Source organism: Mangrovibacter phragmitis, from assembly GCF_001655675.1.
In the GTDB taxonomy this organism is placed as follows: domain Bacteria; phylum Pseudomonadota; class Gammaproteobacteria; order Enterobacterales; family Enterobacteriaceae; genus Mangrovibacter; species Mangrovibacter phragmitis.
Genome location: NZ_LYRP01000047.1, coordinates 162,343 through 186,831 on the forward strand (window position 1 = coordinate 162,343; position 24,489 = coordinate 186,831).

Annotated in this window: 24 protein-coding genes, 1 other RNA gene and 1 pseudogene; 10 read left to right on the plus strand and 16 right to left on the minus strand. The window is 50.1% G+C overall.

All coding sequences use genetic code 11. From position 1 onward, the window contains the following. Positions 1-37 precede the first annotated feature (37 nt). Positions 38-598 (minus strand): TetR/AcrR family transcriptional regulator, encoded by a 561-nt coding sequence (locus A9B99_RS19715; protein WP_064600544.1) that lies wholly within the window; start codon positions 596-598, stop codon positions 38-40. Positions 599-692: 94 nt separating this feature from the next. Here A9B99_RS19715 and A9B99_RS19720 point away from each other — a divergent pair, with 94 nt between their 5' ends. Then, on the plus strand, positions 693-1,160 hold the full coding sequence (locus A9B99_RS19720) for a nuclear transport factor 2 family protein (protein WP_064600546.1): 468 nt from the start codon (positions 693-695) through the stop codon (positions 1,158-1,160). A gap of 271 nt (positions 1,161-1,431) precedes the next feature. On the opposite strand, the gene rnpB is transcribed toward A9B99_RS19720, so the two are convergent. The 5 genes from rnpB to A9B99_RS19745 all read right to left on the minus strand — a co-directional run bounded on the left by rnpB (position 1,432) and on the right by A9B99_RS19745 (position 6,097). After that, positions 1,432-1,810, minus strand: an RNA gene (gene rnpB / locus A9B99_RS19725) — RNase P RNA component class A. A gap of 32 nt (positions 1,811-1,842) precedes the next feature. Next, positions 1,843-2,988 (minus strand): glycerate 2-kinase, encoded by a 1,146-nt coding sequence (garK, locus tag A9B99_RS19730; RefSeq protein ID WP_064600548.1) that lies wholly within the window; start codon positions 2,986-2,988, stop codon positions 1,843-1,845. A 64-nt stretch (positions 2,989-3,052) separates the two neighbouring features. After that, on the minus strand, positions 3,053-3,943 hold the full coding sequence (gene garR, locus A9B99_RS19735) for a 2-hydroxy-3-oxopropionate reductase (RefSeq protein ID WP_036104796.1): 891 nt from the start codon (positions 3,941-3,943) through the stop codon (positions 3,053-3,055). Positions 3,944-3,976: 33 nt separating this feature from the next. Next, a complete protein-coding gene (garL, locus tag A9B99_RS19740; protein WP_064600550.1) occupies positions 3,977-4,747 on the minus strand; it encodes a 2-dehydro-3-deoxyglucarate aldolase in 771 nt (256 codons plus the stop codon). Positions 4,748-4,768: 21 nt separating this feature from the next. After that, positions 4,769-6,097 carry an MFS transporter gene (locus tag A9B99_RS19745; RefSeq protein ID WP_064600552.1) on the minus strand — a complete coding sequence of 443 codons (1,329 nt, stop codon included), beginning with the start codon at positions 6,095-6,097 and terminating at the stop codon, positions 4,769-4,771. A gap of 376 nt (positions 6,098-6,473) precedes the next feature. Between A9B99_RS19745 and garD the strand changes: the two genes are divergently transcribed. After that, on the plus strand, positions 6,474-8,045 hold the full coding sequence (garD, locus tag A9B99_RS19750) for a galactarate dehydratase (RefSeq protein ID WP_064600554.1): 1,572 nt from the start codon (positions 6,474-6,476) through the stop codon (positions 8,043-8,045). Positions 8,046-8,108: 63 nt separating this feature from the next. On the opposite strand, the gene rsmI is transcribed toward garD, so the two are convergent. After that, positions 8,109-8,975: a 16S rRNA (cytidine(1402)-2'-O)-methyltransferase gene (rsmI, locus tag A9B99_RS19755; RefSeq protein WP_064600555.1), complete on the minus strand. Its 867-nt coding sequence runs from the start codon at positions 8,973-8,975 to the stop codon at positions 8,109-8,111. A gap of 60 nt (positions 8,976-9,035) precedes the next feature. Here rsmI and A9B99_RS19760 point away from each other — a divergent pair, with 60 nt between their 5' ends. The 4 genes from A9B99_RS19760 to dolP are packed head-to-tail and all read left to right on the plus strand — an operon-like array spanning position 9,036 to position 12,729. Continuing rightward, entirely contained in the window at positions 9,036-11,171 is a 2,136-nt protein-coding gene (locus A9B99_RS19760) for a penicillin-binding protein activator (protein WP_064600556.1), read from the plus strand. Beyond that, positions 11,129-11,530: a YraN family protein gene (locus tag A9B99_RS19765; RefSeq protein WP_064600557.1), complete on the plus strand. Its 402-nt coding sequence runs from the start codon at positions 11,129-11,131 to the stop codon at positions 11,528-11,530. Before A9B99_RS19760 ends, A9B99_RS19765 begins: the two co-directional genes overlap by 43 nt. 23 nt (positions 11,531-11,553) lie before the next feature. Continuing rightward, positions 11,554-12,144 (plus strand): DnaA initiator-associating protein DiaA, encoded by a 591-nt coding sequence (gene diaA / locus A9B99_RS19770; protein ID WP_064600559.1) that lies wholly within the window; start codon positions 11,554-11,556, stop codon positions 12,142-12,144. 9 nt (positions 12,145-12,153) lie between these two features. Beyond that, complete coding sequence (dolP, locus tag A9B99_RS19775) at positions 12,154-12,729, plus strand: division/outer membrane stress-associated lipid-binding lipoprotein (protein WP_064600561.1); 576 nt, start codon at positions 12,154-12,156, stop codon at positions 12,727-12,729. A gap of 122 nt (positions 12,730-12,851) precedes the next feature. Here the strand turns inward: dolP and A9B99_RS19780 are convergent, their stop codons facing one another. From A9B99_RS19780 to A9B99_RS19790, 3 genes are all read right to left on the minus strand, one after another. Then, the gene (locus A9B99_RS19780; protein ID WP_064600563.1) at positions 12,852-13,913 is read right to left on the minus strand and encodes a permease; all 1,062 of its coding nucleotides are present in this window, start codon (positions 13,911-13,913) and stop codon (positions 12,852-12,854) included. A 78-nt stretch (positions 13,914-13,991) separates the two neighbouring features. Next, on the minus strand, positions 13,992-14,636 hold the full coding sequence (locus A9B99_RS19785) for an NAD(P)H-binding protein (RefSeq protein WP_064600565.1): 645 nt from the start codon (positions 14,634-14,636) through the stop codon (positions 13,992-13,994). Then, positions 14,633-15,091, minus strand: coding sequence for a YhbP family protein (locus tag A9B99_RS19790; RefSeq protein ID WP_064600567.1), 459 nt, complete (start codon positions 15,089-15,091; stop codon positions 14,633-14,635). The genes A9B99_RS19785 and A9B99_RS19790 overlap by 4 nt, the downstream gene beginning before the upstream one ends. Before the next feature lie 103 nt (positions 15,092-15,194). Between A9B99_RS19790 and A9B99_RS19795 the strand changes: the two are divergent. Continuing rightward, positions 15,195-15,498: pseudogene (locus A9B99_RS19795) on the plus strand (GIY-YIG nuclease family protein). Here the strand turns inward: A9B99_RS19795 and A9B99_RS19800 are convergent. Both A9B99_RS19800 and ubiT read right to left on the minus strand, forming a co-directional pair. Beyond that, the gene (locus A9B99_RS19800) at positions 15,485-15,988 is read right to left on the minus strand and encodes a GNAT family N-acetyltransferase (protein ID WP_064600571.1); all 504 of its coding nucleotides are present in this window, start codon (positions 15,986-15,988) and stop codon (positions 15,485-15,487) included. The pseudogene A9B99_RS19795 and the gene A9B99_RS19800 sit on opposite strands and share 14 nt — an antisense overlap. Beyond that, positions 15,982-16,506 carry a ubiquinone anaerobic biosynthesis accessory factor UbiT gene (gene ubiT, locus A9B99_RS19805; RefSeq protein WP_064600573.1) on the minus strand — a complete coding sequence of 175 codons (525 nt, stop codon included), beginning with the start codon at positions 16,504-16,506 and terminating at the stop codon, positions 15,982-15,984. Before ubiT ends, A9B99_RS19800 begins: the two co-directional genes overlap by 7 nt. A 248-nt stretch (positions 16,507-16,754) precedes the next feature. Here ubiT and ubiU point away from each other — a divergent pair, with 248 nt between their 5' ends. The 3 genes from ubiU to A9B99_RS19820 all read left to right on the plus strand — a co-directional run bounded on the left by ubiU (position 16,755) and on the right by A9B99_RS19820 (position 19,776). Beyond that, positions 16,755-17,750, plus strand: a complete 996-nt coding sequence (gene ubiU, locus A9B99_RS19810) for a ubiquinone anaerobic biosynthesis protein UbiU (RefSeq protein WP_064600575.1) — start codon at positions 16,755-16,757, stop codon at positions 17,748-17,750. An 11-nt stretch (positions 17,751-17,761) separates the two neighbouring features. Continuing rightward, positions 17,762-18,640: a U32 family peptidase gene (locus A9B99_RS19815; RefSeq protein ID WP_064600577.1), complete on the plus strand. Its 879-nt coding sequence runs from the start codon at positions 17,762-17,764 to the stop codon at positions 18,638-18,640. 131 nt (positions 18,641-18,771) lie between these two features. Further along, a complete protein-coding gene (locus A9B99_RS19820) occupies positions 18,772-19,776 on the plus strand; it encodes a luciferase-like monooxygenase (protein ID WP_064600578.1) in 1,005 nt (334 codons plus the stop codon). A gap of 39 nt (positions 19,777-19,815) precedes the next feature. On the opposite strand, the gene mtr is transcribed toward A9B99_RS19820, so the two are convergent. The 4 genes from mtr to nlpI form a co-directional block, all read right to left on the minus strand. Next, the gene (mtr, locus tag A9B99_RS19825) at positions 19,816-21,063 is read right to left on the minus strand and encodes a tryptophan permease (RefSeq protein ID WP_064600579.1); all 1,248 of its coding nucleotides are present in this window, start codon (positions 21,061-21,063) and stop codon (positions 19,816-19,818) included. 396 nt (positions 21,064-21,459) lie between these two features. Next, on the minus strand, positions 21,460-23,355 hold the full coding sequence (locus A9B99_RS19830) for a DEAD/DEAH family ATP-dependent RNA helicase (protein WP_064600580.1): 1,896 nt from the start codon (positions 23,353-23,355) through the stop codon (positions 21,460-21,462). Then, positions 23,348-23,428: a protein YrbN gene (gene yrbN, locus A9B99_RS23960; RefSeq protein WP_110027122.1), complete on the minus strand. Its 81-nt coding sequence runs from the start codon at positions 23,426-23,428 to the stop codon at positions 23,348-23,350. Before yrbN ends, A9B99_RS19830 begins: the two co-directional genes overlap by 8 nt. Positions 23,429-23,529: 101 nt before the next feature. Then, positions 23,530-24,414, minus strand: a complete 885-nt coding sequence (gene nlpI, locus A9B99_RS19835; RefSeq protein WP_064600582.1) for a lipoprotein NlpI — start codon at positions 24,412-24,414, stop codon at positions 23,530-23,532. Positions 24,415-24,489 lie beyond the last annotated feature (75 nt).

The following is a 24,489-nucleotide window of genomic DNA, read 5'->3' on the forward strand; positions in this document are numbered from 1 at the left end:
TACCTGTCTCACTAAAACGAAGAATGGATGAAATAACTTACTGTGTGAAGTCAGCAAGGCAAGCCTGCAATAGTGCCACTGTCGCCTCCCGGTCTTCTTCCCGCTGCGCCTGAACAATCGCGCCATCCACTAATAAAGCACATTTTTGCGCCGTCTGAATACGCTGTGGGGTATCTGGCAGACATTGCGCGATAGTATCCGCCATATCCTGCTTATGTTCACGAATTACGGGCAGAGCCTCCGGTAATACACCGGTAATTTCACTGGTAGCATTAATAAAAGCACAGCCGTGAAATTCAGGTGACAGAAACCAGCGGGAAAGCACCTGTGGTAGTGCCAGGCAGAGCTTGCCACTCTGCGCCATTTCCTCTTTCAAAGCGGTAGCAAACCACGTTATCCATAAGCCATGCCGGTAGTGAAGAAAAGCCAAAATAAGGTCGTTCTTGGCCGGGAAATGGCGGTAGAAAGTTACTTTCGTCACCCCGGCTTCTTTGATTATCCGGTCTACGCCGGTAGCCCTGATTCCGTCTTTATAAAACAACTCATGGGCAGTGCGAATAATGCGCTCTTTAGCGCTGACTTCTTTAGTTGCAGTCACTTCAGGTTTCCTGATTTCAGTCAATAAGTAGACAGACCTGTCTACATCAGATAAATTAAGTAGACAAATCTGTCTACATACTACAGGAGATATCATGGAAACACGACCACCCGTTCCCCCTTTTACTTACGGCAGTGCCACACTAAAAGTACGGATGGCAGAAGATGCCTGGAATAGCCGCGATCCTGAAACAGTATCGCGGGTGTATGCGCCTGATACTGTCTGGCGCAACCGGGCAGAGTTTGTCACCGGGCGTGAGGCTGTGGTGAAATTTTTACAACGCAAATGGCAAAAAGAACTGGATTATCGGTTAATCAAAGAGTTATGGGCAGTAAATGAGAACAGGATTGCTGTCCGGTTTGCTTATGAATGGCACGATGACTCAGGGAACTGGTTCCGTAGTTATGGTAACGAAAACTGGGAATTTAATGAGCAAGGCCTTATGGTAAGGCGCTTTGCCTGTATCAACGATCTCCCTATTTCGCACACTGAACGCCTGTTCTTCTGGCCTTTAGGCAGGCGCCCGGATAACCACCCCGGGCTGAGCGAATGTGGTTGTTGAGTGCCAGAGCGAGTATTACAAAAAGAAAAACCCCGCCATTGCTGGCGGGGCCTGAAAGTGTGAAGCTGACCGGTAAGCCGCGTTCTTTGYTATATAGCGTCTTGGGCAGTCATTCATCTCTGTTGATAAAAGAAAAGCCCCGCCATTGCTGGCGGGGCCTGAAAGTATGAAGCTGACCGGTAAGCCGCGTTCTTTGTTATATAGCGTCTTGGGCAGTCATTCATCTCTGTTGATAAAAGAAAAGCCCCGCCATTGCTGGCGGGGCCTGAAAGTGTGAAGCTGACCGGTAAGCCGGGTTCTGTCTTGGACAGTCATTCATCTAGGCCAGCAATCGCTCACTGGCTCAAGCAGCCTACCCGGGTTCAGTACGGGCCGTACCTTATGAACCCCTATTTGGCCTTGCTCCGGGTGGAGTTTACCGTGCCACGAACTGTTGCCAGCCGCGCGGTGCGCTCTTACCGCACCCTTTCACCCTTACCTGATCCTGCTTGCGCAGGCCATCGGCGGTTTACTCTCTGTTGCACTGGTCGTGGGTTTGCACCCCCCAGGCGTTACCTGGCACCCTGCCCTATGGAGCCCGGACTTTCCTCTCCTCCGCCCGTCTCCTTCGAAAAGGACGACGACGAAGCAGCGACTGTCTGGTCAGCTTCGGCGCGCAGTATAGAGGGTTTCACGCCGTCTGTCACCTTGCGGTGCACATACCGACCATTAACGTGGCCGCAATATTACGCGACTCACGATAGATATTTTCAAACGCGCCCCGAAACGCCTCTTCCAGAGAGCCAATACTGCTTAATACGCTGAATACGGCATCAATACCATACTGATGCACAACAGCGACATCCTTCGTCAGAGAGCCCGCTATACCAATGACGGGCTTATGGTATTTTTTCGCCACACTGGCAATACCAACTGGCACCTTACCATGAATACTTTGGCTATCCAGTCGGCCTTCACCTGTAACAACCCAGGTGCAGTCGTGAATGTGTTCTTCCAGATTCAGTGCTTCAGTGACAATCTCAATACCACTGCGCAACTCTGCACCCAAAAACGACATTAATGCTGCTCCCATACCACCAGCCGCACCAGCGCCAGGGACATTCTTCACATCGACATTCAGCGCACTTTTAATGATGTCTGCGAAGTGGTCAAGATTATAATCCAGCGTGCGAATCATGCTTTCCGTCGCCCCTTTCTGAGGCCCAAAGATTCGGGAAGCGCCGTATTCACCCAATAAAGGGTTGGTGACATCACAAGCAACATTAATCACGCAATGCGCAAGGCGGGAGTCCATATTGCTGATATCAATATTACGCAGTTGTAAAAGACTACCGCCACCAAAACCAATTTCCTCACCGGCTTCATCGGTAAGGCGGGCACCCAAAGCCTGAACCATACCCGCGCCACCATCATTGGTCGCACTGCCACCAATACCAATAATGATGTTTTGAGCACCTTTCTCCAGTGCATGGAGAATTAATTCCCCCGTACCACGAGAAGTCGTCAGTAATGGGTTACGCTGTTCCGGTGGAACCAGTGCAAGACCGCTGGCCTGGGCCATTTCAATAAATGCGGTTTTCCCGTCACCCGAAATACCCCATTCCGCCATAACCTGTTGCCCTAAAGGCCCGGTAACCGGGGAGCTCATTCTGACTCCCTGAGTGGCCGTTATCATGGCATCAACGGTTCCTTCGCCACCATCGGCAACCGGCACGGAGACATATTCGGCATCAGGGAAGATTTCACGAAATCCTTTTTCAATTGCCTGCGCTACCTGAGTGGCAGAAAGGCTCTCTTTGTATGAGTCGGGTGCAATTACGATTTTCATAAGGTTGTTGCCTGGTCATGCCACTCAGGGCGAAAACATCCGGGCGCTGTCTCGCGCCCTTGCCTTATCGGCTGACTTCAGTCTTAGCCAGTTTTTCGTAGTAGCATGCCAGTGCACTGTGGTCGGCAGAGCCAAGCCCGTCAGCACGTAATGCCTGCATCATTTCCATTACCGCTGCGGTCAGAGGTAACTGAGCACCCACGCCATGGGAAGTATCCAGCGCATTCGCCAGGTCTTTAATATGCAGTTCAATACGAAAACCCGGTTTGAAATTACGATCCATAACCATTGGGGCTTTGGCATCCAGCACAGTGCTTCCTGCCAACCCACCGCGGATTGCCTGATAAACCAGATCCGGGTTAACACCCGCTTTCGTTGCCAGAACCAGAGCTTCAGACATTGCTGCAATATTCAGGGCAACAATGACCTGGTTTGCCAGTTTAGTCACATTACCTGCACCGACATCGCCGGTATGAACCACTGAACCTGCCATTGATTTCATCAGGTCGTAGTATTTATCGAATACTGCTTTGTCACCGCCAACCATCACAGACAATGTGCCATCCACAGCTTTGGGTTCACCACCGCTAACCGGTGCATCAAGCATGGATACGCCTTTCGCTTTCAGTGCTTCACTGATTTCGCGGCTGGCAAGTGGAGCAATGGAACTCATATCAATTAACACCAGCCCCTGGCGGGCACCTTCGATAATACCGTTCTCACCCAATGCAACTTCTTTCACATGTGGGGAGTTGGGCAGCATCGTAATAATGACATCACACTGTTCAGCAATGGCTTTCGGTGTTGCTGCAGTTTCTGCACCTGCAGCAATAACATCGGCAATGGCTTCAGGATTACGGTCTGAAACCACCAGGGAATAACCGGCCTTAATGAGGTTTTTACTCATTGGTTTACCCATAATACCCAGGCCAATAAAACCAACTTTCATCGTCATAATTTGCTCTCTCTCGCTATTTACAGGTGGTCGTTACTTTTTGAATGCATCACACAGTTTTTGAGTGGCACCGCGGAAAACCCCAAGGTCACTGCCCACAGCAACAAAGGTTGCGCCCCACTCCAGGTAACGACGGGCATCAGCTTCAACGGGTGCCAAAATACCGGCGGGTTTGCCATGTGCTTTTGCGCGTTCAAAAATATGCGCAATTGCGCGTTGCACTTCAGGATGAGAAGGGTTGCCCAGATAACCCAATGCGGCGGACAAATCACCCGGCCCCACGAAGATGCCATCCACACCCTCAGTCGCAGCAATTGCATCCAGGTTATCCAGCCCTTCCTGGCTTTCGATTTGCACCAGAATCGTGATGTTGTCGTTTACCGTTTTGAAATAGTCTTTAACTGTGCCGTAGCCATTACTGCGATGAGAAACAGAAACGCCACGAATACCTTGCGGTGGATAACGTGTCGATGCCACAGCCCGTACGGCATCATCTTCTGATTCAACAAACGGGATCAGGAAGTTATAAAAACCGATATCCAAAAACCGTTTGATGATGACCGGCTCATTGGTTGGAACGCGCACCACAGGAGCACTGTGGCTGCCCTTCAGAGCCATAAGCTGGGGAATGAAGGTAGAAATATCATTCGGCGCATGTTCGCCATCCAGCACCAACCAGTCGAAACCAGCAAGGCCAAGCACTTCTGTTGTGATAGGGCTTGCAAGAGCAGACCAGCAGCCTATCTGTGTCTGGTGAGCCGCCAGCGCGGCTTTGAATGCATTTGGGAAAAATTCGCTATTCATTTGTCTTGCCTTTATCGTTGCTTATTTTTGAAGTTCCATACGTTTGATATCGCCAACAACCAGCAGGTAGCAAACCATCGCCATCAGTGCTGAACAGCCGACAAAGATCAGAGCAGCATTAAAGGAGTGAAGCTCGCTGACCAGGTAGCCAATCACCAGTGGAGTCACAATTGATGCTACATTACCGAAGACATTAAACACCCCACCGCACAACCCAACGATCTCTTTCGGTGCAGTATCTGAAATTACCGGCCAGCCCAGCGCCCCAAAACCTTTACCGAAGAATGCCAACGCCATCAGCGTCACAACCAGTGCGGTGTTATCGACGTAGTTACACAAAATGATGGTTGAGGCCAGTAACATGCCAAGCACTATTGGTAACTTACGGGCAAAGGTAAGAGAGACACCACGACGAATCAGGTAATCTGAGAACACGCCGCCCAATACTCCACCAGCAAAACCACACAGTGCAGGAATAGAAGCAACCAGGCCAACTTTCAAAATTGACATGCCACGCGCCTGAACCAGGTAAATAGGAAACCAGGTCAGGAAGAACCAGGTAATGGTATTAATGAAATACTGGCCGAAAAATACACCTAACATCATCCGGCTTGTAAGCAACTGTTTGATATAGTTAGCCTTTGGAGCAGCGATGCTGTCATTCTTGCGTTGGTCCATATCCACAACTGCTCCACCTTTACGGATGAAGTCCAGTTCTGCTTCAGACATGCGCGGATGATCTGTTGGGTTATGGATAGTACGAGTCCAGATCCAGGTCAGGATAAAGCCAATAACCCCCATTACGGTGAACACATGTTCCCAACCCCAGGTAAACGTGAGCCAGCCCAGTAACGGAGAAAAAATAGCTAATGAGAAATATTGCGCGGCATTAAACAACGCCGAGGCGGTGCCACGCTCTTTGGTCGGGAACCACGCGGCAACAATACGCGCATTTGCAGGGAATGAAGGCGCTTCGGAAAAGCCCAGCATAAAGCGCATCACGAACATTGAGATCCCGGCCCATGCAAGAGGAAATATGCCAACGAACCCTTGCAGGAAAGTAAACAATGACCAGAAAAATAAACTGTAGGTATAAACTTTACGTGAACCAAATTTATCCAGTAGCCAACCTCCGGGAATTTGCATTAACAAATAAGCCCAACCGAAAGCCGAAAATATATATCCCAAAGAGATTGAACTAAGTTGTAGTTCTTTACCCACTTCAGCACCAGCGATGGAGAGAGTGGCCCTGTCTGCATAATTCACTGCAGTGACAATAAATATCACTAATAATATGAGATATCGGGTGTGCATTCCCCGTTTAGCTTCCACCGTTTCATCCAAAATCATTTTTCCAGCCTCTAAGTCGGGTACAAACAAATAAATTTAAAATATTTTTATGAACACCATATAAATAAACCAATAAAAAAACTGGTAAGTGTTTTTTTAATTTTCCACAGTATAATCACAGTATAAATAATGCGCACCATGCAAACGCACAATTGAAAGTGTGAATTTAAATTATCTAATGAGCAAATGCACAATAGCATGGGCGATAATGCACAATTTTTACTGTTCCCCACCTTGCCAGCTCTGGCTTCAGCATATTAAGTGATGCAGATCACATTTTATTCTGAATGAACCTGACATGCTAATTCCACAATATATTTATTAACCTTTTCATTTTTTAAATATCACCAGACAGCGTACCTGGAGAATACTGGAAATGGCAACGATAGAAGTTAAACAGCATTCACCTCAGGCATTTTATATAAAAGTTCATGAAACTGATAACGTCGCTATTATTGTTAATGACAATGGTTTAAAGGCTGGCACATGTTTTCCTGATGGCCTGACATTAATTGAGCATATTCCCCAGGGGCATAAAGTAGCCTTAAGTGATATTCCACAAAAAGGGGAAATAATTCGCTATGGCGAAGTTATCGGCTATGCGGTACGTAATGTTCCGGCCGGAGCCTGGATTGATGAATCCATGGTGGAATTACCAAAAGCGCCACCCTTGAACACACTCCCACTGGCGACCCGCGTTCCTGAGCCTTTACCGCCGCTGGAAGGATACACCTTTGAAGGTTACCGCAACGCAGATGGCAGTGTCGGTACCAAAAACCTGTTGGGTATCACCACCAGCGTACACTGTGTCGCAGGGGTTGTGGATTATGTAGTCAAACTGATTGAGCGAGACTTACTCCCCAACTACCCTAATGTTGATGGCGTGGTTGGGCTGAATCACCTGTATGGTTGCGGTGTGGCTATTAATGCGCCTGCAGCAGTGGTTCCGATTCGCACTATCCATAACATCGCGCTTAACCCCAATTTTGGTGGAGAGGTGATGGTGATTGGGTTGGGTTGTGAAAAGCTGCAACCTGAGCGCCTGTTGCAGGGTACTGAAGATGTTCAGCCAATAAATGTGGATGAAGCCAGCATAGTGCGGCTGCAGGATGAACAGCACATTGGCTTCCAGTCAATGGTGGAAGATATCTTACGTGTCGCTGCCCGTCATCTGGACAAGCTCAACCAGCGTAAACGCGAAACCTGCCCGGCATCTGAACTGGTAGTGGGTACACAGTGTGGCGGGAGTGATGCATTCTCTGGCGTAACAGCAAACCCGGCAGTGGGTTTCGCATCTGACTTACTGGTGCGTTGCGGTGCGACCGTAATGTTTTCTGAAGTGACTGAAGTGCGTGATGCCATTCATTTACTCACTCCGCGCGCAGTCAATAAAGACGTAGGCAAACGCCTGCTTGAAGAAATGGCCTGGTATGACAATTATCTGGATATGGGGAAAACGGACCGCAGCGCCAACCCATCACCAGGGAATAAGAAAGGCGGGCTGGCAAACGTTGTTGAGAAAGCATTGGGCTCCATTGCCAAGTCTGGGAAAAGTGCGATTGTGGAAGTATTATCGCCCGGCCAGCGCCCCACAAAACGTGGGCTGATTTATGCCGCAACGCCTGCCAGCGACTTTGTTTGTGGCACACAACAGGTTTCATCAGGAATCACCGTTCAGGTTTTCACAACGGGCCGCGGGACACCTTATGGCCTGATGGCTGTACCGGTGATAAAAATGGCAACCCGTACTGAGCTGGCTAACCGCTGGTTTGACTTAATGGATATTAATGCCGGCACCATTGCAACGGGTGAAGAGACAATTGAAGATGTGGGCTGGAAGTTGTTCCTCTTTATTCTCGATGTAGCCAGTGGACGGAAAAAAACCTTCTCAGACCAGTGGGGCCTGCACAACCAACTGGCTGTATTTAACCCCGCACCCGTGACCTGATCCACCAGCAAGGCATGAACACGCCACATTTGCTATGTTCATGCCTGCTTTGCCAGGATAACGTCAACCGTTATCCTGTGCATCCAGCGCATATTTATACAGCGCATTTTTCTTAACACCATGAATTTCTGCCGCCAGCGCGGCAGCTTTTTTCAGTGGTAATTCTGCCTGTAATAAGGCCAGAGTGCGCAATGCATCCGGCGGCAGGGCTTCTTCTTGTGCTTTATAACCTTCCACAATCAGCACCATTTCCCCTTTACGCCGGTTATCATCTTCCTGAACCCAGGCCAGTAATTCACCTATCGGGGCACCATATACAGATTCCCAGGTTTTGGTGAGCTCACGAGCCAGCACTACATAGCGCCCGGACCCCAGCACCGTATTTATATCCGCGAGGCTGTCCAGCAGACGGTGAGTGGATTCATAGAAAATCAGCGTGCGCGGCTCTTGCGACAATGCGGTCAGTGCATCTCGCCGCCCTTTTGGTTTGGCAGGCAAGAAGCCCTCGTAACAAAACCGGTCAGAAGGCAAACCTGCTGCGCTTAAAGCGGCAATGGCAGCACATGGGCCGGGTAATGGCACCACACGAATTCCCGCTTCACGGCAGGTGCGCACCAGATGATAACCCGGGTCATTAATCAGCGGTGTTCCGGCATCGGAAACCAGAGCAATGTTCTGCCCCTCTTGCAGCTTAGCCAGCAATGTTTCTGCTTTTTGTTGTTCATTATGGTCATGAAGTGCGAATAAACGCGCATTTATGGCAAAATGCTGTAAAAGTAACCCGGTATGACGGGTATCCTCCGCTGCAATAAGATCAACAGACTGCAATACGGACAGCGCACGTTGAGTAATATCACCCAAATTTCCGATAGGTGTAGGAACGATATAAAGCTGACCATCAGAATTCAGCACTGATTCGTCTTGTTTCATTGTTTCATCCGTATTGCCGATTTAATATTGAGCATTAAGCAAAAAAACACTGGATACAGTATGGTACCGTCAAACCGTTTTCGTTCTAAAGCTTCACGCAGCCTGCCAGTGGTTCTGGCCGCGATTTTGTTCGCAGGATGCGTCGCGCATGAACCAGACCAAAGTGCACCTTACATGCAAGGCCAGGTAAAGGCCGGTTCCGCCTTCTACTTGCAGCAAATGCAGCAGAGTACGAATGATACCAAGACCAACTGGCAATTACTTGCCATTCGTTCACTACTCCAGGAAGGGAAAACCAACCAGGCAGTGCAACTCTTCCAGGAACTACCACAGCAGGTTACCGCACAGCAACGTGATGAACAGGCATTGCTGGCCGTTGAAATGAAACTGGTGCAGCAAGACCCGGACAGCGCAAAAACACTGCTGGCAAATATAAATCCAGAAACACTGACCCCGTCTCAGGCGCAACGTTACTGGCAGGCGCAAATTGCGCTTAACCACGGCACGCCTTCTATTGAGTTACTCCGGGCGTTAATTGCTCAGGAACCCGGACTGCAGGGGAAGGCAAAACAGCAAAATATTGATGCAACCTGGCAGGCCCTTTCTTCAATGACCAGGGAACAAGCTAATGCACTGGTTATCAATACCGGTGAACAGACCTTACGTGGCTGGCTCGACTTGCAGCATATGTGGTTCGATAACCGTAATGATGCCACCATGCTACAGGCTGCAATCAAAGACTGGCAGACACGTTACCCGGACAACCCGGCAGCAAAAATGCTACCAACCCCACTGGCAAACGTGCAGTCATTCCAGCCTACGTCAGTTCAAAAAATTGCCTTGTTGCTGCCACTGAGCGGCCAGGCGGCCATTTTTGGTCGTACGATTGAGCAAGGTTTCGAGGCGGCCAAAAATGCAGGTACAACGCCAGTTACCCAGATTGCGCCGCAATCTGTACCTGCCTCTGCCAGCAACACTGAGGCAAATGGTGTGCAAACCACTCCGGGCACCACCGCAGACACAGCGGCAAGTGCAAACGGGGGGGTTGTCAGCCCATCTGCAGCATCCGTTGATAATCTGACCGGTGAAACAGCTACCGCCACACAAACCGGCACTACGGCTACAACTGACACCACCACACCAGACACACCCGTTGTAGCCAGCACAACGCCATCTGCTGATACCCAGGCTATTAATAGCACCCCAGCAAATCCATCCGCTGAATTAAAAGTGTATGACACCAGTGCGCAATCCATTGATCAGATCATGGCTCAGGTCCAAAAAGACGGTGCCAGTATCATTATCGGTCCATTGCTGAAAGAAAATGTTAAAGCCGCAGTTAAAATCAATACCACTTTAAATATGCTGGCTCTTAACCAACCGGAAGATGTGCAGAATCAGGCAAATGTCTGTTACTTCGCGTTGTCGCCAGAAAACGAAGCCGCAGATGCTGCGCGACATATTTGGCAATCCGGGCAACGTAACCCGCTGGTACTGATTCCACGCAATAGTTTTGGTTCGCGTATCAGTAAAGCTTTTGCCACGGCGTGGCAACAACTGGGTGGTGGTGTAGTACTTGAGCAACAGTTCGGTTCAGTAAATGAGTTGAAAATGAGCATTAACCGCAATTCAGGTATTACGCTGACTGGCCGTCCCGTTCAGGCGAGCCTGCCACAGCAGAAGAGTGTGACCATTGGTGGGTTAACCATTCCGGCAGCGCCTTCAGATGCAGACATCACTGCCGGAACCTCGGGAAAAGTAGACGCAGTATATATTGTGGCGACTCAACCTGAGCTGGCACTGCTCAAACCGATGATAACCATGGGTTCAGGCAGCCGTAATGGCGGTGCAGTGTTGTATGCCAGTTCACGCAGTGCCCAGGGCGGTACCGGGCCAGACTTCCGTCTGGAAATGAGCGGTCTGCAATTCAGTGACATTCCGATGTTGTCCGGGGGCAATAATACCCTGATGCAGCAAGCGCTCGGCAGTGTGAATAACGATTACTCACTTGCCCGCCTGTATGCTATGGGTGTCGATGCCTGGACGCTGGCCAGCCACTTTTCGCAAATACGTCAGGTGCCCGGATACCAGGTTATGGGGAATACTGGCAACCTGACCGCCAATAGCGATTGTGTTATCAAACGGAAATTGCCATGGCTTATGTACCAACAAGGCAACGTGGTTCCCGTCAATTAAGTGCCACACAACAGAAAGGCGCGCTCTGGGAACAGAGGGCGCGCCGCTGGCTGGAGCAGCAAGGATTACATTTTATTGCAGCCAATGTGCGTTTTGGCAGAGGTGAGATAGACCTTATTATGCAACAGGGCGGGTGCCTGGTTTTTGTTGAAGTGCGCTATCGCCAGTCAGCACTATATGGTGGTGCGCAAGCCAGTATCACTCGCCAAAAAAGGCGTAAACTGTTACAAACTGCCAACTTATGGCTGGCGCAACAAAACCAGAGTTTTGATACTGTGGATTGCCGTTTTGATGTGTTAGCCTTCACGAATGACCGGGCGGAATGGATACCTAATGCATTCTCCGCCTGCGACAATTAAAAGCCATTGCATCAGGATCTATTGTGCTGGACAGAATTAAAGCCTGTTTTACCGAAAGTATTCAAACACAGATTGCGGCTGCAGAAGCGCTGCCAGATGCAATTTCACGCGCCGCACTCTCCATTGTTCAATGTTTACTGAACGGCAATAAAGTGCTGTGCTGCGGTAATGGCACATCTGCGGCGAATGCGCAGCATTTCGCCGCCAGTATGATAAACCGCTTTGAAACGGAGCGCCCCAGTTTACCTGCTATTGCACTAAATGCTGATAATGTGGTCCTGACCGCCATAGGTAATGACCGTTTGCATGATGAGATCTATGCCAAGCAAGTTCGTGCTTTAGGCCATCATGGCGATGTTTTATTAGCGATTTCGACTCGTGGCAACAGCAGAGATATCGTGAAAGCAGTTGAAGCGGCTGTCACCCGTGATATGTCAATTGTGGCATTGACCGGTTATGACGGTGGTGAACTTGCCGGTCTGCTGGGCCCGCAAGATGTTGAAATTCGTATACCCTCTCATCGCAGTGCACGTATTCAGGAAATGCATATGCTGACGGTGAATTGCTTATGTGATCTGATCGATAACACATTATTTCCTCACCAGGACGACTAAGGAGTACTCATGAAGGCATTAACGCCGCTGGCAGTCCTTATTTCCGCTCTACTGTTACAAGGCTGTGTTGGCGCTGTAGTCGTGGGAAGTGCAGCCGTCGCAACAAAAACCGCTACCGATCCGCGAACTGTAGGTACTCAAGTGGATGATGGCACGCTGGAGTTACGTGCCAGTAATGCCCTGAGCAAAGATGAACAGTTGAAAAAAGAAGCTCGCGTCAATGTCATGGCATACCAGGGGAAATTGCTGCTGACAGGCCAGGCACCGACGCAAGCACTGTCTGAAGAAGCGAAGAAAATTGCCATGGGTGTGGAAGGTGCAACGGAAGTCTATAACGAAATCCGGATTATGCAGCCAATCAGCCTGGGCACAATTTCCATGGATACGTGGATAACCACCAAAATACGTTCACAATTGCTGGCAAGTGATACGGTGAAATCATCGAACGTGAAAGTAACCACTGAAAATGGCGAAGTCTTCCTGATGGGGCTGGTAACAGATGCTGAAGCAAAAGCGGCTGCAGATATTGCCAGTCGGGTCAGTGGTGTTAAACATGTCACTACTGCGTTTACGCCCCTGAAATAATAAGCTTCCCACTCTGGCGGTGTGCACGTCTGGCCAGAGATATCGCTATAGCCAGGAAAATAAAGCCCTGTATACGCAGGGCTTTGTTGTTTTGCAAAGTGCCGGTAACTGACCAGAACAACTCAGAACATCAGTGCCAGCCCCCCCAGTACACTCCCGCAAACAATCACCATCAGCCCCGTGAGCCAGAGCGCTTTTGCCGGGAATGTTTTATGCAACATAACCAGTGATGGCAGGCTTACTGCAGGTAACGTTATCAACAACGCCATCGCCGGAGCTGTTCCCATCCCTGCGGCCATCAGCGTTTGAATAACAGGAATTTCAGCCGCCGTCGGAATCACAAACAGGCACCCGGCAATTGCCATTGCCACAACCCAGAACAGGTTGTTTTCAATAATGCCGTCTGCATGAGGGAACAGCCAGACACGGGCGGCTCCCAGAATGAATACAGCAAGGATATATACCGGAATGGTACTCCAGAACAGCCACCATAACGCTGATGCCCACCGGCGTAAGAACCCCCCTGTTTGCTGGCTGGGTATGTTATCCAACAGCGCATTTGATTTAGCGCGGGCACTGAGTATATCAGGCTCCTTCACCCACTGTTGTACCATCCACGCCACACCCAGCACGGTAACCAACCCGGCAACAACACGTATCAACGCAAATTGCCAGCCCAGTACAAATCCCATAAAGACCAGCGTAGCCGGATTAAGCAATGGGTTTCCCATCCAGAATGCCAAAGCGCCGCCCATGGAAACCGACTGACGGCGCATGCCTGCTGCCACTGGTGCCGCACAGCAAGTACACATCATACCGGGTATTGCGAATAACGCCCCAAACAGAGCTCCGCCAAAACGAGTTTGACCCAGTGTTTTCAGTAACCAGTTACGGGGGAGCAAAACCTGAATCAATGACCCCAGCAATACACCAAGTACAGCCGCTTTCCACACGGCCAAAAAATACACCACAGAGTAATCAATGGCCGACTGGAAGGGATGTGTTTCAGCCTGAGCAATAATGGAATGCCCAATACTGTGGGTTTCAGCCGCAGTAAACGCTTTAAAATAATAGGGTTGCCATTTTACATACCAAAGACCGACAGCCGTTACCAGGAAAAACAAGGCGGGTTTCCACCATGCAAATGCAGACACCCGTTCAGCAGGCGCGGATTGCGTTGCCATAAGAACCTCAAAAAAATATGTAGTGATTAAAACGTCCCGCGGCCTGCTATGCCAGGATACCAGGCAGGAACAATCTGTTTAAACTGTGTAATGCTTTGCGTCCTGGCTGAGTTGAGCGGAGTCCCTGACAACAACGGCAGACTTATTATCGGATAATGCATTAAACATCAGAGCCCGGGCGACATCTGCGGCTCTGATAGCCCGCAAGGAGCCTGGCAGGCATTTAAAAAACGGTGTGCTCAACGTTTCTGTCCAGCGTTTTTTACGGCGACTGCCCAGTAGCATGGATGGACGGGCAATGACCAGTTCAGGCCAGGCCTGTTCAATCAAAGCATACTCTGCGAGACCTTTTGTTCGATTATAGAAGATACATGAGCGCGGGTTGGCCCCCATGGCGCTGACCACCAACATTTTTTCAGCACCAAGACGTAGCCCGGTTTTCCCGGTCAGTACCACCAAATCATGATCCACCGCGTAAAAAGCCTGAGTGCTGCCCGCATCATGGCGCGTTGTGCCAAGGCAACAGAAAACCAGGTCGACCGGTGTTGCGACCTGATTCAGGGCGTCTGCTAATTCAGGGGCTGCAATGCAAGTCACTTTCGGGTGGGAAGGTAGTGAACGGCGCGCGGCAATAACGATATGAGAAATATGCGGGCTGGCAACCAGCAGTTCAAGCAAATGGCTGCCAACTAAACCACTGGCGCCGGTGAGTAATACATTCACTGGTCAAGACCTGCCTGCTGTGCAGCCTCAGGGTCACGGAACCAGAATAATTTCTTACCAAACCCCAGGGTGTTATCGGTGAATTTGAGTTCATCAACCAGAATTTCCCAAATCGGTGCTTTGTGGACTCTGGCGATTGGGAAACGCCGGTAATAAGGCTCACGCAATGGGCCTGAATCAGCTTCATCAACCAAACGAATAGTTCCGCTGTACTGCAGGCCACGAATCAGCGCGACACTTTTGGTCTGACCATTCACGGTACCCGCCACCGGCCTGCTTTGACCAATCATCTCACCATGGCGGGAGGCGGGATCACTCAGCAGGTAAAACGCCACACGCTGTTCATCAAAATAAAAAAATGCATTAGCGCACCAGATACCACTTTCATTTGAGACACAAAAAGTGACGACATGCTGCTTCTTCAGCCACCGGCTGATAACACTCAGAGACTCCATCGCGACTCCTGTTTGTTTAAACCTGCGACGTGATTCTGGCGGCCACTGACCGGTCGCCCAATTCGTGGTAAGGTAGCCTGACACTCCTTTACAACTTAATACGATGTCTGTCTGGTTCCTGTATCTTATTCACACGCAAAATAACCGCCTCTACACAGGCATTACAACGGATGTCGAACGCCGTTTTAGCCAGCATCAGCGCGGTAAAGGCGCAAAAGCGTTGCGGGGTGCGGGTAAGTTAAGCCTGGTATTCAGTTACCCGATAGGTGATAAGTCACTGGCACTGCGTGCAGAATACCGGGTAAAACAATTTACCCGGGCTGAAAAAGAGCACCTGCTTACCGACAACACGAAACTGGTTAATCTTCTGGCGGGCTTGCACACGCCTGGAGATTAAAAGTGATTAAAGTGTTCGTGATAATCAACCCGCCCAGAAATACCCGCCAGAGCCTCTTCCGCCAAAGGATAAACCAAGAAAGCATTTTCTGTCTCAGGCCAACGGCAATACAAGTCGAACTGTGCGGCTTTTTTAAAGCCCAGGTGTGAGTAAAACCCAGGCTCACCAAGCACAACAACAGCGGCATAACCAAATTCGTTTAACGAGTCCAACCCTTCATAGACCAGTTGCTTACCAAGCCCCTGGCCACGAAATGGTGCATCGACTGCCAGCGGGGCCAGCCCGACCCATTGCCGGTCTTCCCCAGCGATATCTACCGGGCTGAACGCAATATAGCCAACCACCTGGCCTTCGTCATCGGTTGCGACGAGACCCAATGTCAGCAATCCATCTTCACGCAGGGAGTGAACCAGTTGCGCTTCTGCATCACCGTCAAATGCCCGGCGAAGCAGTGCATCAATGCCAGGGGCATCAATGGGAATTTCCACACGAATTAGCATGTCTCACCTACTGAGGTCTGTTTGATTGCGGGCGCTTTTTCAAGGCCAGCTTCGACAAAGTCAGCGAGTTGAAGTAGCAGAACCCGCAACGGCTTAGGCATTGCATCCAGCTCTATAGCATCCATCAAATTTTTAACATATAAGCCAAGTTCGGTATCGCCTTCAATCACCAAACGGCGCTGGAAAAAGAGTGTATCAGGATCCTGCTTACGTGCTGCGACCAGTAACAGATCGTTGGCATCGGCAATAAAACTCACATCAGCATCTGCCTGTTCACGCACCACCAGCTGGTTCGCCTGCAACGAAGTAAACCACTGCAGCCCGATATCACGCACCTCGATACTCAGCCAGCGACCTTCCAGAAAGTCCAGCTCGCCTTCCTCCAGCGCCTGACGAAACTGCCAGCCAAGAACTTGTTCCAGAACTTTACGTTTCAACGCAAATGGCGTCAGCTTTACCGGCTGGCGCAACAACGCAGGACCAAGACGCACCAGATTTGTACGCAATTTTTCCAACACGGGCTTTCACTCCTTAACACAATATTACCGCCTATTCTGCCACATCAGGCTGGCGAGATAGCGGCTCAAATCAACTATTACACAGGTTTCATTACCAGTGTCTGGAGCTATGAATACGACTTTAGCTGCCTTAAATCAAAATGTATCGTGTAAAGGTTAACTAGAATCGCACTTCGTTAACAATTCTTGCTGTCCAGTTACGGTCAGCCCGGTAACGTTGATGGTTACCAGACAATCCAGGAAACGCTATGGAGTTGCTTTGTCCGGCCGGGAATTTACCGGCTCTGAAGGCGGCCATCGAAAATGGTGCCGACGCGGTCTATATTGGCCTGAAAGATGATACCAACGCCCGCCATTTTGCCGGGTTAAACTTTACCGAAAAGCGGTTACAAGAAGCAGTGGAGTTTGTGCATCGCCATAAACGTAAACTACATATTGCTATCAATACGTTTGCGCATCCCGATGGTTACACCCGCTGGGAAAAAGCGGTAGATATGGCAGCCCAACTGGGTGCAGACGCCCTAATTCTGGCCGACCTGGCAATGCTGGATTACGCAGCCCGTCGCTACCCAGGCGTTGAGCGCCATGTTTCTGTTCAGGCATCAGCCACCAATGAAGCCGCCATTCGCTTTTATCACGATAACTTCGCCGTCAGCCGTGTTGTGCTGCCTCGGGTGTTGTCTATTCACCAGGTGAAACAACTCGCCCGCGTTACCCCTGTTCCACTGGAGGTCTTCGCATTTGGCAGCCTGTGTATTATGGCTGAAGGGCGTTGCTATCTCTCCTCCTACCTGACAGGCGAATCACCGAATACCGTAGGTGCCTGCTCACCCGCGCGTTTTGTGCGCTGGCAACAGACACCGCAAGGGCTGGAATCCCGGTTGAACGACGTACTGATAGACCGCTACCAGGAAAACGAAAATGCGGGCTACCCAACCTTGTGCAAAGGGCGCTACCGGGTCGATGGCGATTTGTATCACGCGCTGGAAGAACCCACCAGCCTGAATACTTTGTCTCTCCTGCCTGAACTGATGTCCATGGGTATAGCATCCGTCAAAATCGAGGGCCGCCAGCGCAGCCCGGCTTATGTTACTCAGGTTGCCAAAGTGTGGCGCCAGGCGATTGACCGCTGCAGCGCAGATCCCGAGAACTTCGTGCCACAAGATGCATGGATGCAGGCGCTTGGCGCAATGGCAGAAGGTACCCAGACAACCCTTGGCGCCTATCACCGGAAATGGCAGTAACAGGAGCAAAGATGAAATATTCATTAGGGCCTGTGCTGTATTACTGGCCGAAAGAAACACTGGAAACGTTTTATACTGCCGCACAAAAAAGTGAAGCGGATATTATTTATCTGGGTGAAGCTGTTTGTAGTAAGCGCCGGGCAACAAAGCAAGGTGACTGGATGGCGCTGGCAAAAATGCTGGCTGGTAGCGGGAAGCAAGTAGTGTTATCCACACTCGCTCTCGTTCAGGCACCTTCAGAGCTGGGCGAATTGAAGCGCTATGTCGATAACGGCGAGTTTATGATTGAGGCCAATGATTTCGGTACAGTCAACCTTGCAGCGGAACACAAACTGCCTTTTGTCGCCGGGCATGCGCTCAACTGCTATAACGCTGTCACGCTGCGTATTTTACTTAATCAGGGGATGGTACGTTGGTGTATGCCAGTTGAACTTTCCCGTGACTGGCTGATTAAATTACTTGAGCAGTGCGATACGCTGGGTATTCGTAATCAGTTCGAAGTGGAAGTACTCAGCTATGGTCACCTGCCGCTGGCATATTCTGCTCGTTGTTTTACTGCCCGTTCAGAAAACCGGGCAAAGGATGAGTGTGAGACCTGCTGTATCAAATACCCGGTTGGCCGCAATATGCGCTCACAGGAAGACCAGCAAGTTTTCGTGCTCAATGGTATTCAGACCATGAGTGGTTATGTGTACAACCTTGGTAATGAATTAGCCGGTATGCAAGGTCTGGTAGATATTGTCCGGTTGTCGCCAATGGGATTGGGAACGCTGGATGTGCTCAAACACTTCCGCGCCAATGAGCAGGGTGAAAAACCCCTGGTACTGGAAAACCACCACGATTGTAACGGTTACTGGAAACGCCTGGCAGGTCTTAACCTCGAAGTCTGAAACAGCTCGCATTGTTAACGCGCATCATCAATCTTTAATGCAGTATTAAAATTACATGAACGGGCAGATGCTAAAACCATCTGCCCGGAGTCGTTCTTTTGTTCTCAACGATGCGATAAAAGCGAGTGCTTATGTCTGATTACGCCAGTGTACCGTTTTCTGTTCTTGACCTTGCCCCTGTACCTGAAGGCGCAGAAGCAGGTACAGCCTTCAGCCACTCTCTTGAGCTGGCAAAGCTTGCTGAGAAACTCGGCTACCACCGCTACTGGCTGGCAGAACACCACAACATGTCTGGTATAGCCAGTGCAGCAACCTCCGTGCTTATTGGCTACCTTGCGGCCAATACCACCACCCTTCATTTGGGGTCTGGCGGTATTATGCTACCGAACCATTCTCCACTGGTTATTGCAGAGCAATTTGGTACGCTGGAAACGCTCTTCCCGGGGCGTATCGACCTGGGGTTAGGCCGTGCGCCAGGGAGTGATCACCGAACAATGGCAGCATTACGTCGCCATATGAATAGCGAACTGGACAGCTTCCCGGAAGATGTCTGTGAATTAATAAACTGGTTCGATGCCAGTGAAAATGCTTCTGCCGTACACCCTGTACCCGGCTATGGGCTGCGTATCCCGGTATGGCTTTTAGGCTCCAGCCTTTATAGCGCTCAGTTGGCGGCAAAACTCGGGTTGCCTTTTGCTTTCGCATCGCATTTTGCCCCCGATATGCTGTTCCAGGCCCTGCAGCTTTACCGCAGCAACTTCGTACCTTCCAGGCGTCTTGAAAAACCCCGGGCCATGGTGTGCATTAATATTATTGCTGCCGACAGCAACCGCGACGCTGAGTTTTTGTTTACTTCAATGCAGCAGGCATTTGTAAAATTACGCCGTGGCGAAACAGGCAAATTACCTCAGCCAATCCAGAATATCGCTAATTTCTGGAGCCCGGCGGAGCAATATGGTGTTCAACAGGCACTGAGTATGTCTCTGGTTGGCGATAAAACCAAAGTGCGCCATGGCCTGTTAAGTTTATTGCGGGAAACCCAGGCCGATGAAATTATGGTTAACGGGCAAATCTTTGATAACCAGGCTCGCCTGCACTCCTTTGAACTGGCAATGGAAGTCAAAGCGAGTCTGTAATAGTGGACTTACGCAGGGGCAACCCTGCGTTTTTTCGGTTTACTGATAAGCAGGCAACACATTAAAACTGGACAGAATATGAACCGCCGCGTTCACGATGCCAAAGCAAAGCACCAGTATAATGAGCGGTTTTCCTCCCCACACCCGAAACGGCGCATCCGGGAAGCGCTTGCGTGATTTTCGTGCCAACAGAGCCGGAACGACTGCCGCCCAAACCGTTGCCGCCAGGCCAGCATAACCAATCGCATAGAGAAAACCGTTTGGCCAGCACAACGCCCCGGCAACCGGCGGCAGGAAGGTCAGCCCAGCTGTTTTCAGGCGGCCTGACGACGTGTCATCGAAGCTGAACAGATCAGCCAGATAATCGAACAACCCCAGAGTCACCCCCAGAAATGAACTTGCCACAGCAAAGTTGGAAAACGCCACCAACAGCAACCCCAGGTTTTTACTGTTCAGTACACTACCCAGAGCCTGAACCAGCACATCAATGTTGCCGCCTTTTGCAGCGATATCAATGAAGTTATGGCGCGGGATATTCCCCATCGTTCCCAGTAACCAGATAGCATACAGGCCCAGCGCGATAAGCGTTCCCCCCACCAGGCAACGCACGATAGCCGCAGGATTTTTCCCATAGTACTTCACAAGGCTTGGGACATTTCCGTGATAACCAAATGAAGCAAGGCAGAATGGCAGGGTCATCAACAAATACGGCGCATAATGTGGGTTGCTGTCTGCGGTGTTAAGCAATATCGCTGGCTGGACATGCCCAAGCAGTGTGCCAAAAGTGAGAAAGAACGTAATCACTTTTGCCCCCAACACAATGGCGGTTACCCGGTTCACCGCTTTTGTGCTCAGCCAGACAATAAAAGCAATCAACAGTGCAAAACCGGTTCCGGCAAAACGTGCTGAGATATTCAGGGATAAAGAAGAAAAAGTATGCTGCAGAATAGAACCACTTGCAGAAATATATGCATAAGTAAGGATATACAGAACAAACGCGATGGACAGGCCATTGAGCAAATTCCACTTTTTACCCAGTAAGTCCCGTGTCAGGGTATCAAAACTCGCTCCCGGGCGATAATTGAGATTTGCTTCAAGAATCATCAGCCCTGAATGCAGCATGCAAAACCAGGTGAAAGCCAGCCCCGCCAGAGACCAAAAAAACCAGGCACCAGACATCACAACGGGCAGAGAAAACATACCAGCACCAATGATGGTACCCGCGATAAGCATCACGCCGCCCCAAACAGACACAGAGGCTGAAGATGATGTTGTGAGTGTTGCCATACAAGCTCCATTGGGCCCATTTTTAGGCCAGTAATTATATGGAACATTGTACCAGTACATGAGTACACGCTGAAATAACCTTGCCTGAATTGGCCAAAGCATAGTGAAATGCAAAATGTAAAATGTAAAGAAAAGTTTACGGTCGGTTATTTCGCTAAAGTGAGTATAAAGCAGGAAAAATAGCAAAAAAAAGCCCTGCTTACGCAGGGCCTCAGTCTGATGACAAACCTCATGTCCGCATAGAACGAGAGGATGTCACCAATAAAAAACCAGGAAAATCAATTTATTGATTTTCGGCTACTAAATAAAAAGAAGGGAAAACCACACTTTTTCCTTCTTTTTCATCAATTTGAAGCCCTGCTTACGCAGGGCCTGAATATCAGTAGCTACGCTGAATTATGCTTCGCTGAAGCGGCGTCGACCTGTTGAGTCATCACGCTCACGACGCGGTGCGCGACTGTCACGGTTATCACGACGTTCACCGTTAAATGGACGACCACCTTCACGGCGCTCACCACCACCGAAGCGACGGCCTTCACCACGGCCACCTTCGCGGCGTTCGCCACCAAAGCTACGACCACCACCACCACCACGGCGTTCACCACGCGGCTGTGGCTGTGCATCACCTAATAGCTGCATATTCATCGGTTTGTTGAGAATACGCGTACGGGTAAAGTGCTGTAATACGTCACCCGGCATGCCTTTTGGCAGTTCAATGGTGGAATGTGAACCAAACAGTTTAATGTTACCGATGTAACGGCTGCTGATATCGCCTTCATTTGCAATTGCGCCAACGATATGACGAACTTCAACACCATCGTCACGGCCTACTTCGATACGGTAAAGTTCCATTTCACCAGCATCACGGCGTTCACGACGCGGACGATCACCACGTTCACTACGCTCGCCACGGCGATCACCACGATCGTCACGGTCACGGAATTCACGACGCGGACGGCGCTCAATAACCGGATCCGGCGGCAGAATCAGCGGACGCTCACCCTGAGCCATTTTCAGCAATGCTGCGGCCAGCGTTTCCATATCAGCTTCTTCACCCGGCTGCAGTTTGCTTAACAGCGCACGGTACAGATCGAGATCACTGCTTTCCAGTTGCTGCTGAACACTGGCAGAGAATTTAGCCAGGCGGCGCTCTCCCAGTAACTCAGCATTCGGCAGTTCCACTTCCGGGATGGTCAGCTTCATAGTGCGTTCAATGTTACGCAGCAGGCGACGTTCACGGTTATCAACAAACAGCAAAGCACGGCCAGCGCGACCAGCACGGCCAGTACGGCCAATACGGTGAACGTAAGACTCAGCATCCATCGGGATGTCGTAGTTAACGACCAGGCTGATACGTTCAACATCCAGACCGCGTGCAGCAACGTCTGTTGCAATCAGAATGTCCAGGCGGCCATCTTTCAGGCGCTCCAGCGTTTGTTCACGCAGAGCCTGGTTCATATCACCGTTCAGTGCAGCACTGTTGTAACCATTGCGTTCCAGGGCTTCGGCCACTTCAAGAGTCGCATTCTTGGTACGCACGAAAATAATCGCCGCATCAAAGTCTTCAGCCTCCAGGAAACGAACCAGCGCTTCGTTTTTACGCATGCCATAGACAGTCCAGTAACTCTGGCTGATATCAGGACGCGTAGTAATACTGGTCTGGATCCGCACTTCCTGCGGGTCTTGCATGAAACGACGTGTAATACGGCGAATCGCTTCTGGCATAGTTGCAGAAAACAGTGCGGTCTGATGACCTGCAGGAATTTCTGCCATGATGGTTTCAACGTCTTCGATGAAGCCCATGCGCAGCATTTCATCTGCTTCATCCAGAACCAGACCTTTCAGTTGGGAAAGATCAAGAGTGCCGCGTTTCAGGTGGTCTAACAGACGACCAGGTGTACCCACAACGATTTGTGGCCCCTGGCGCAAAGCGCGCAGCTGAACGTCATAACGCTGGCCACCATAAAGGGCCAGGACATTCACGCCACGCATATGTTTAGAAAAATCATTGCACGCTTCTGCAACCTGAACGGCCAGCTCACGCGTTGGAGCCAGAACCAGGATTTGCGGTGCGCGCAACTCAGGATCAATATTGTTCAGTAACGGCAGCGAAAACGCTGCGGTTTTGCCACTCCCGGTTTGGGCCATCCCCAGAACATCACGCCCTTCCAGTAAGTGCGGGATGCAGGCAGCCTGAATCGGCGAAGGTTTTTCATAACCCAGGTCGCTCAGTGCTTCAAGGATTGGGGCTTTCAGGCCCAGTTCGGAAAAGGTGGTTTCAATATCAGCCATGTAGTACAAGTGCCTCAGTGTCAATGGCGGCCAGTCTACATAACTCATCGTGAAAACGATCTGCAATTTTCATTGAAAAGTGTGAACCGGCTCAAATTTGTTGAATTGACGAACAAAACAGCCCTCACCCCTGAAGGTGAAGACTCGATAAAAAGGGCTGAAAAAATTCGTCAGCTATTGCTGGTCCGATTCTGCCAGGTCATCTTGCTCCTGGCCCAAGAGCGATAATTCCAACAATGCATAGCGATGCTCGACAAAGTTATGAACGTTGTTAGCAAGCGCTAATTTGAACAATGCCTCAGCACTGTCCTTATCCCCCAGACTTAGGTAATGCTTACCTAAATAGAAGTTGGTTTCACTGAGATGCTCAGCGAGCGAGGTGTTATCCGTTGCATCTGCCTTGAGTCTGTCCATCAGTGTGCTTTCACTGATGTCACCAAGGTAGAATTCGACAATATTCCATCCCCATTGTTCCTTGTCCGATTCGTTGAAGCGTTGTCTTAACGCGTCTTTTGCCTGTTGTTTGTTTAACTTGCTTTCGTCAAGGTAAAGCCACAGGCTACGGAAAGGATCGTTAGGATCGTCATGATAAAACGCCAGCAGATCATCTTGCGCTAACCGGTACCTACCGCCGTAATACAGCGCGATACCACGGTTTAAATACGCATAGTTGTAAGTTGGATCAAGCTCAAGTACAGAATCAAACGCTTCATAAGCGGCATCAAAATTGCCCGCCTGCGTTAAATAAATCCCGAGATAATTAAAAGCCTCAGGCATATCTGGTCGGATTGCCAGCGCTTGAGAAAAATCATTCCGCGCTAAAGCTCTCAGACCGAGACTATCATACAACACTCCGCGCTCATATAAAAGCTGTGCGCGTTCATCCTCGGTTAAAGCCCGACTGGCAAGAATTTGTTCCATCCGCGCCAGGATAACTTCCTGCTGTAGTGTTGGCTGTAAAGGAACAGCAAGCACTTCATCCTTACGCCAGGCAGAGTTGCTGCATCCCGCCAGCGTCAGGGCTGTCGCAACGAAACACCAGCGCAAAAAAGGCTTCATTTCCTACTCCCGAAGACAACAAATGGATGAACGTCCTGTTACCCGGTTGTATAACATGGCTTCCTGCCCTGAATG

What these genes read in the sequence shown, in the direction of transcription:
- A9B99_RS19720 (WP_064600546.1), top strand. Translation starts at nt 693, where the DNA reads ATGGAAACACGACCACCCGTTCCCCCTTTTACTTACGGCAGTGCCACA.
- garK (WP_064600548.1), bottom strand. Translation starts at nt 2,988, where the DNA reads ATGAAAATCGTAATTGCACCCGACTCATACAAAGAGAGCCTTTCTGCC.
- garR (WP_036104796.1), bottom strand. Translation starts at nt 3,943, where the DNA reads ATGACGATGAAAGTTGGTTTTATTGGCCTGGGTATTATGGGTAAACCA.
- garL (WP_064600550.1), bottom strand. Translation starts at nt 4,747, where the DNA reads ATGAATAGCGAATTTTTCCCAAATGCATTCAAAGCCGCGCTGGCGGCT.
- A9B99_RS19745 (WP_064600552.1), bottom strand. Translation starts at nt 6,097, where the DNA reads ATGATTTTGGATGAAACGGTGGAAGCTAAACGGGGAATGCACACCCGA.
- garD (WP_064600554.1), top strand. Translation starts at nt 6,474, where the DNA reads ATGGCAACGATAGAAGTTAAACAGCATTCACCTCAGGCATTTTATATA.
- rsmI (WP_064600555.1), bottom strand. Translation starts at nt 8,975, where the DNA reads ATGAAACAAGACGAATCAGTGCTGAATTCTGATGGTCAGCTTTATATC.
- A9B99_RS19760 (WP_064600556.1), top strand. Translation starts at nt 9,036, where the DNA reads ATGGTACCGTCAAACCGTTTTCGTTCTAAAGCTTCACGCAGCCTGCCA.
- A9B99_RS19765 (WP_064600557.1), top strand. Translation starts at nt 11,129, where the DNA reads ATGGCTTATGTACCAACAAGGCAACGTGGTTCCCGTCAATTAAGTGCC.
- dolP (WP_064600561.1), top strand. Translation starts at nt 12,154, where the DNA reads ATGAAGGCATTAACGCCGCTGGCAGTCCTTATTTCCGCTCTACTGTTA.
- A9B99_RS19780 (WP_064600563.1), bottom strand. Translation starts at nt 13,913, where the DNA reads ATGGCAACGCAATCCGCGCCTGCTGAACGGGTGTCTGCATTTGCATGG.
- A9B99_RS19790 (WP_064600567.1), bottom strand. Translation starts at nt 15,091, where the DNA reads ATGGAGTCTCTGAGTGTTATCAGCCGGTGGCTGAAGAAGCAGCATGTC.
- A9B99_RS19800 (WP_064600571.1), bottom strand. Translation starts at nt 15,988, where the DNA reads ATGCTAATTCGTGTGGAAATTCCCATTGATGCCCCTGGCATTGATGCA.
- ubiU (WP_064600575.1), top strand. Translation starts at nt 16,755, where the DNA reads ATGGAGTTGCTTTGTCCGGCCGGGAATTTACCGGCTCTGAAGGCGGCC.
- A9B99_RS19815 (WP_064600577.1), top strand. Translation starts at nt 17,762, where the DNA reads ATGAAATATTCATTAGGGCCTGTGCTGTATTACTGGCCGAAAGAAACA.
- A9B99_RS19820 (WP_064600578.1), top strand. Translation starts at nt 18,772, where the DNA reads ATGTCTGATTACGCCAGTGTACCGTTTTCTGTTCTTGACCTTGCCCCT.
- mtr (WP_064600579.1), bottom strand. Translation starts at nt 21,063, where the DNA reads ATGGCAACACTCACAACATCATCTTCAGCCTCTGTGTCTGTTTGGGGC.
- A9B99_RS19830 (WP_064600580.1), bottom strand. Translation starts at nt 23,355, where the DNA reads ATGGCTGATATTGAAACCACCTTTTCCGAACTGGGCCTGAAAGCCCCA.
- yrbN (WP_110027122.1), bottom strand. Translation starts at nt 23,428, where the DNA reads ATGAAAATTGCAGATCGTTTTCACGATGAGTTATGTAGACTGGCCGCC.
- nlpI (WP_064600582.1), bottom strand. Translation starts at nt 24,414, where the DNA reads ATGAAGCCTTTTTTGCGCTGGTGTTTCGTTGCGACAGCCCTGACGCTG.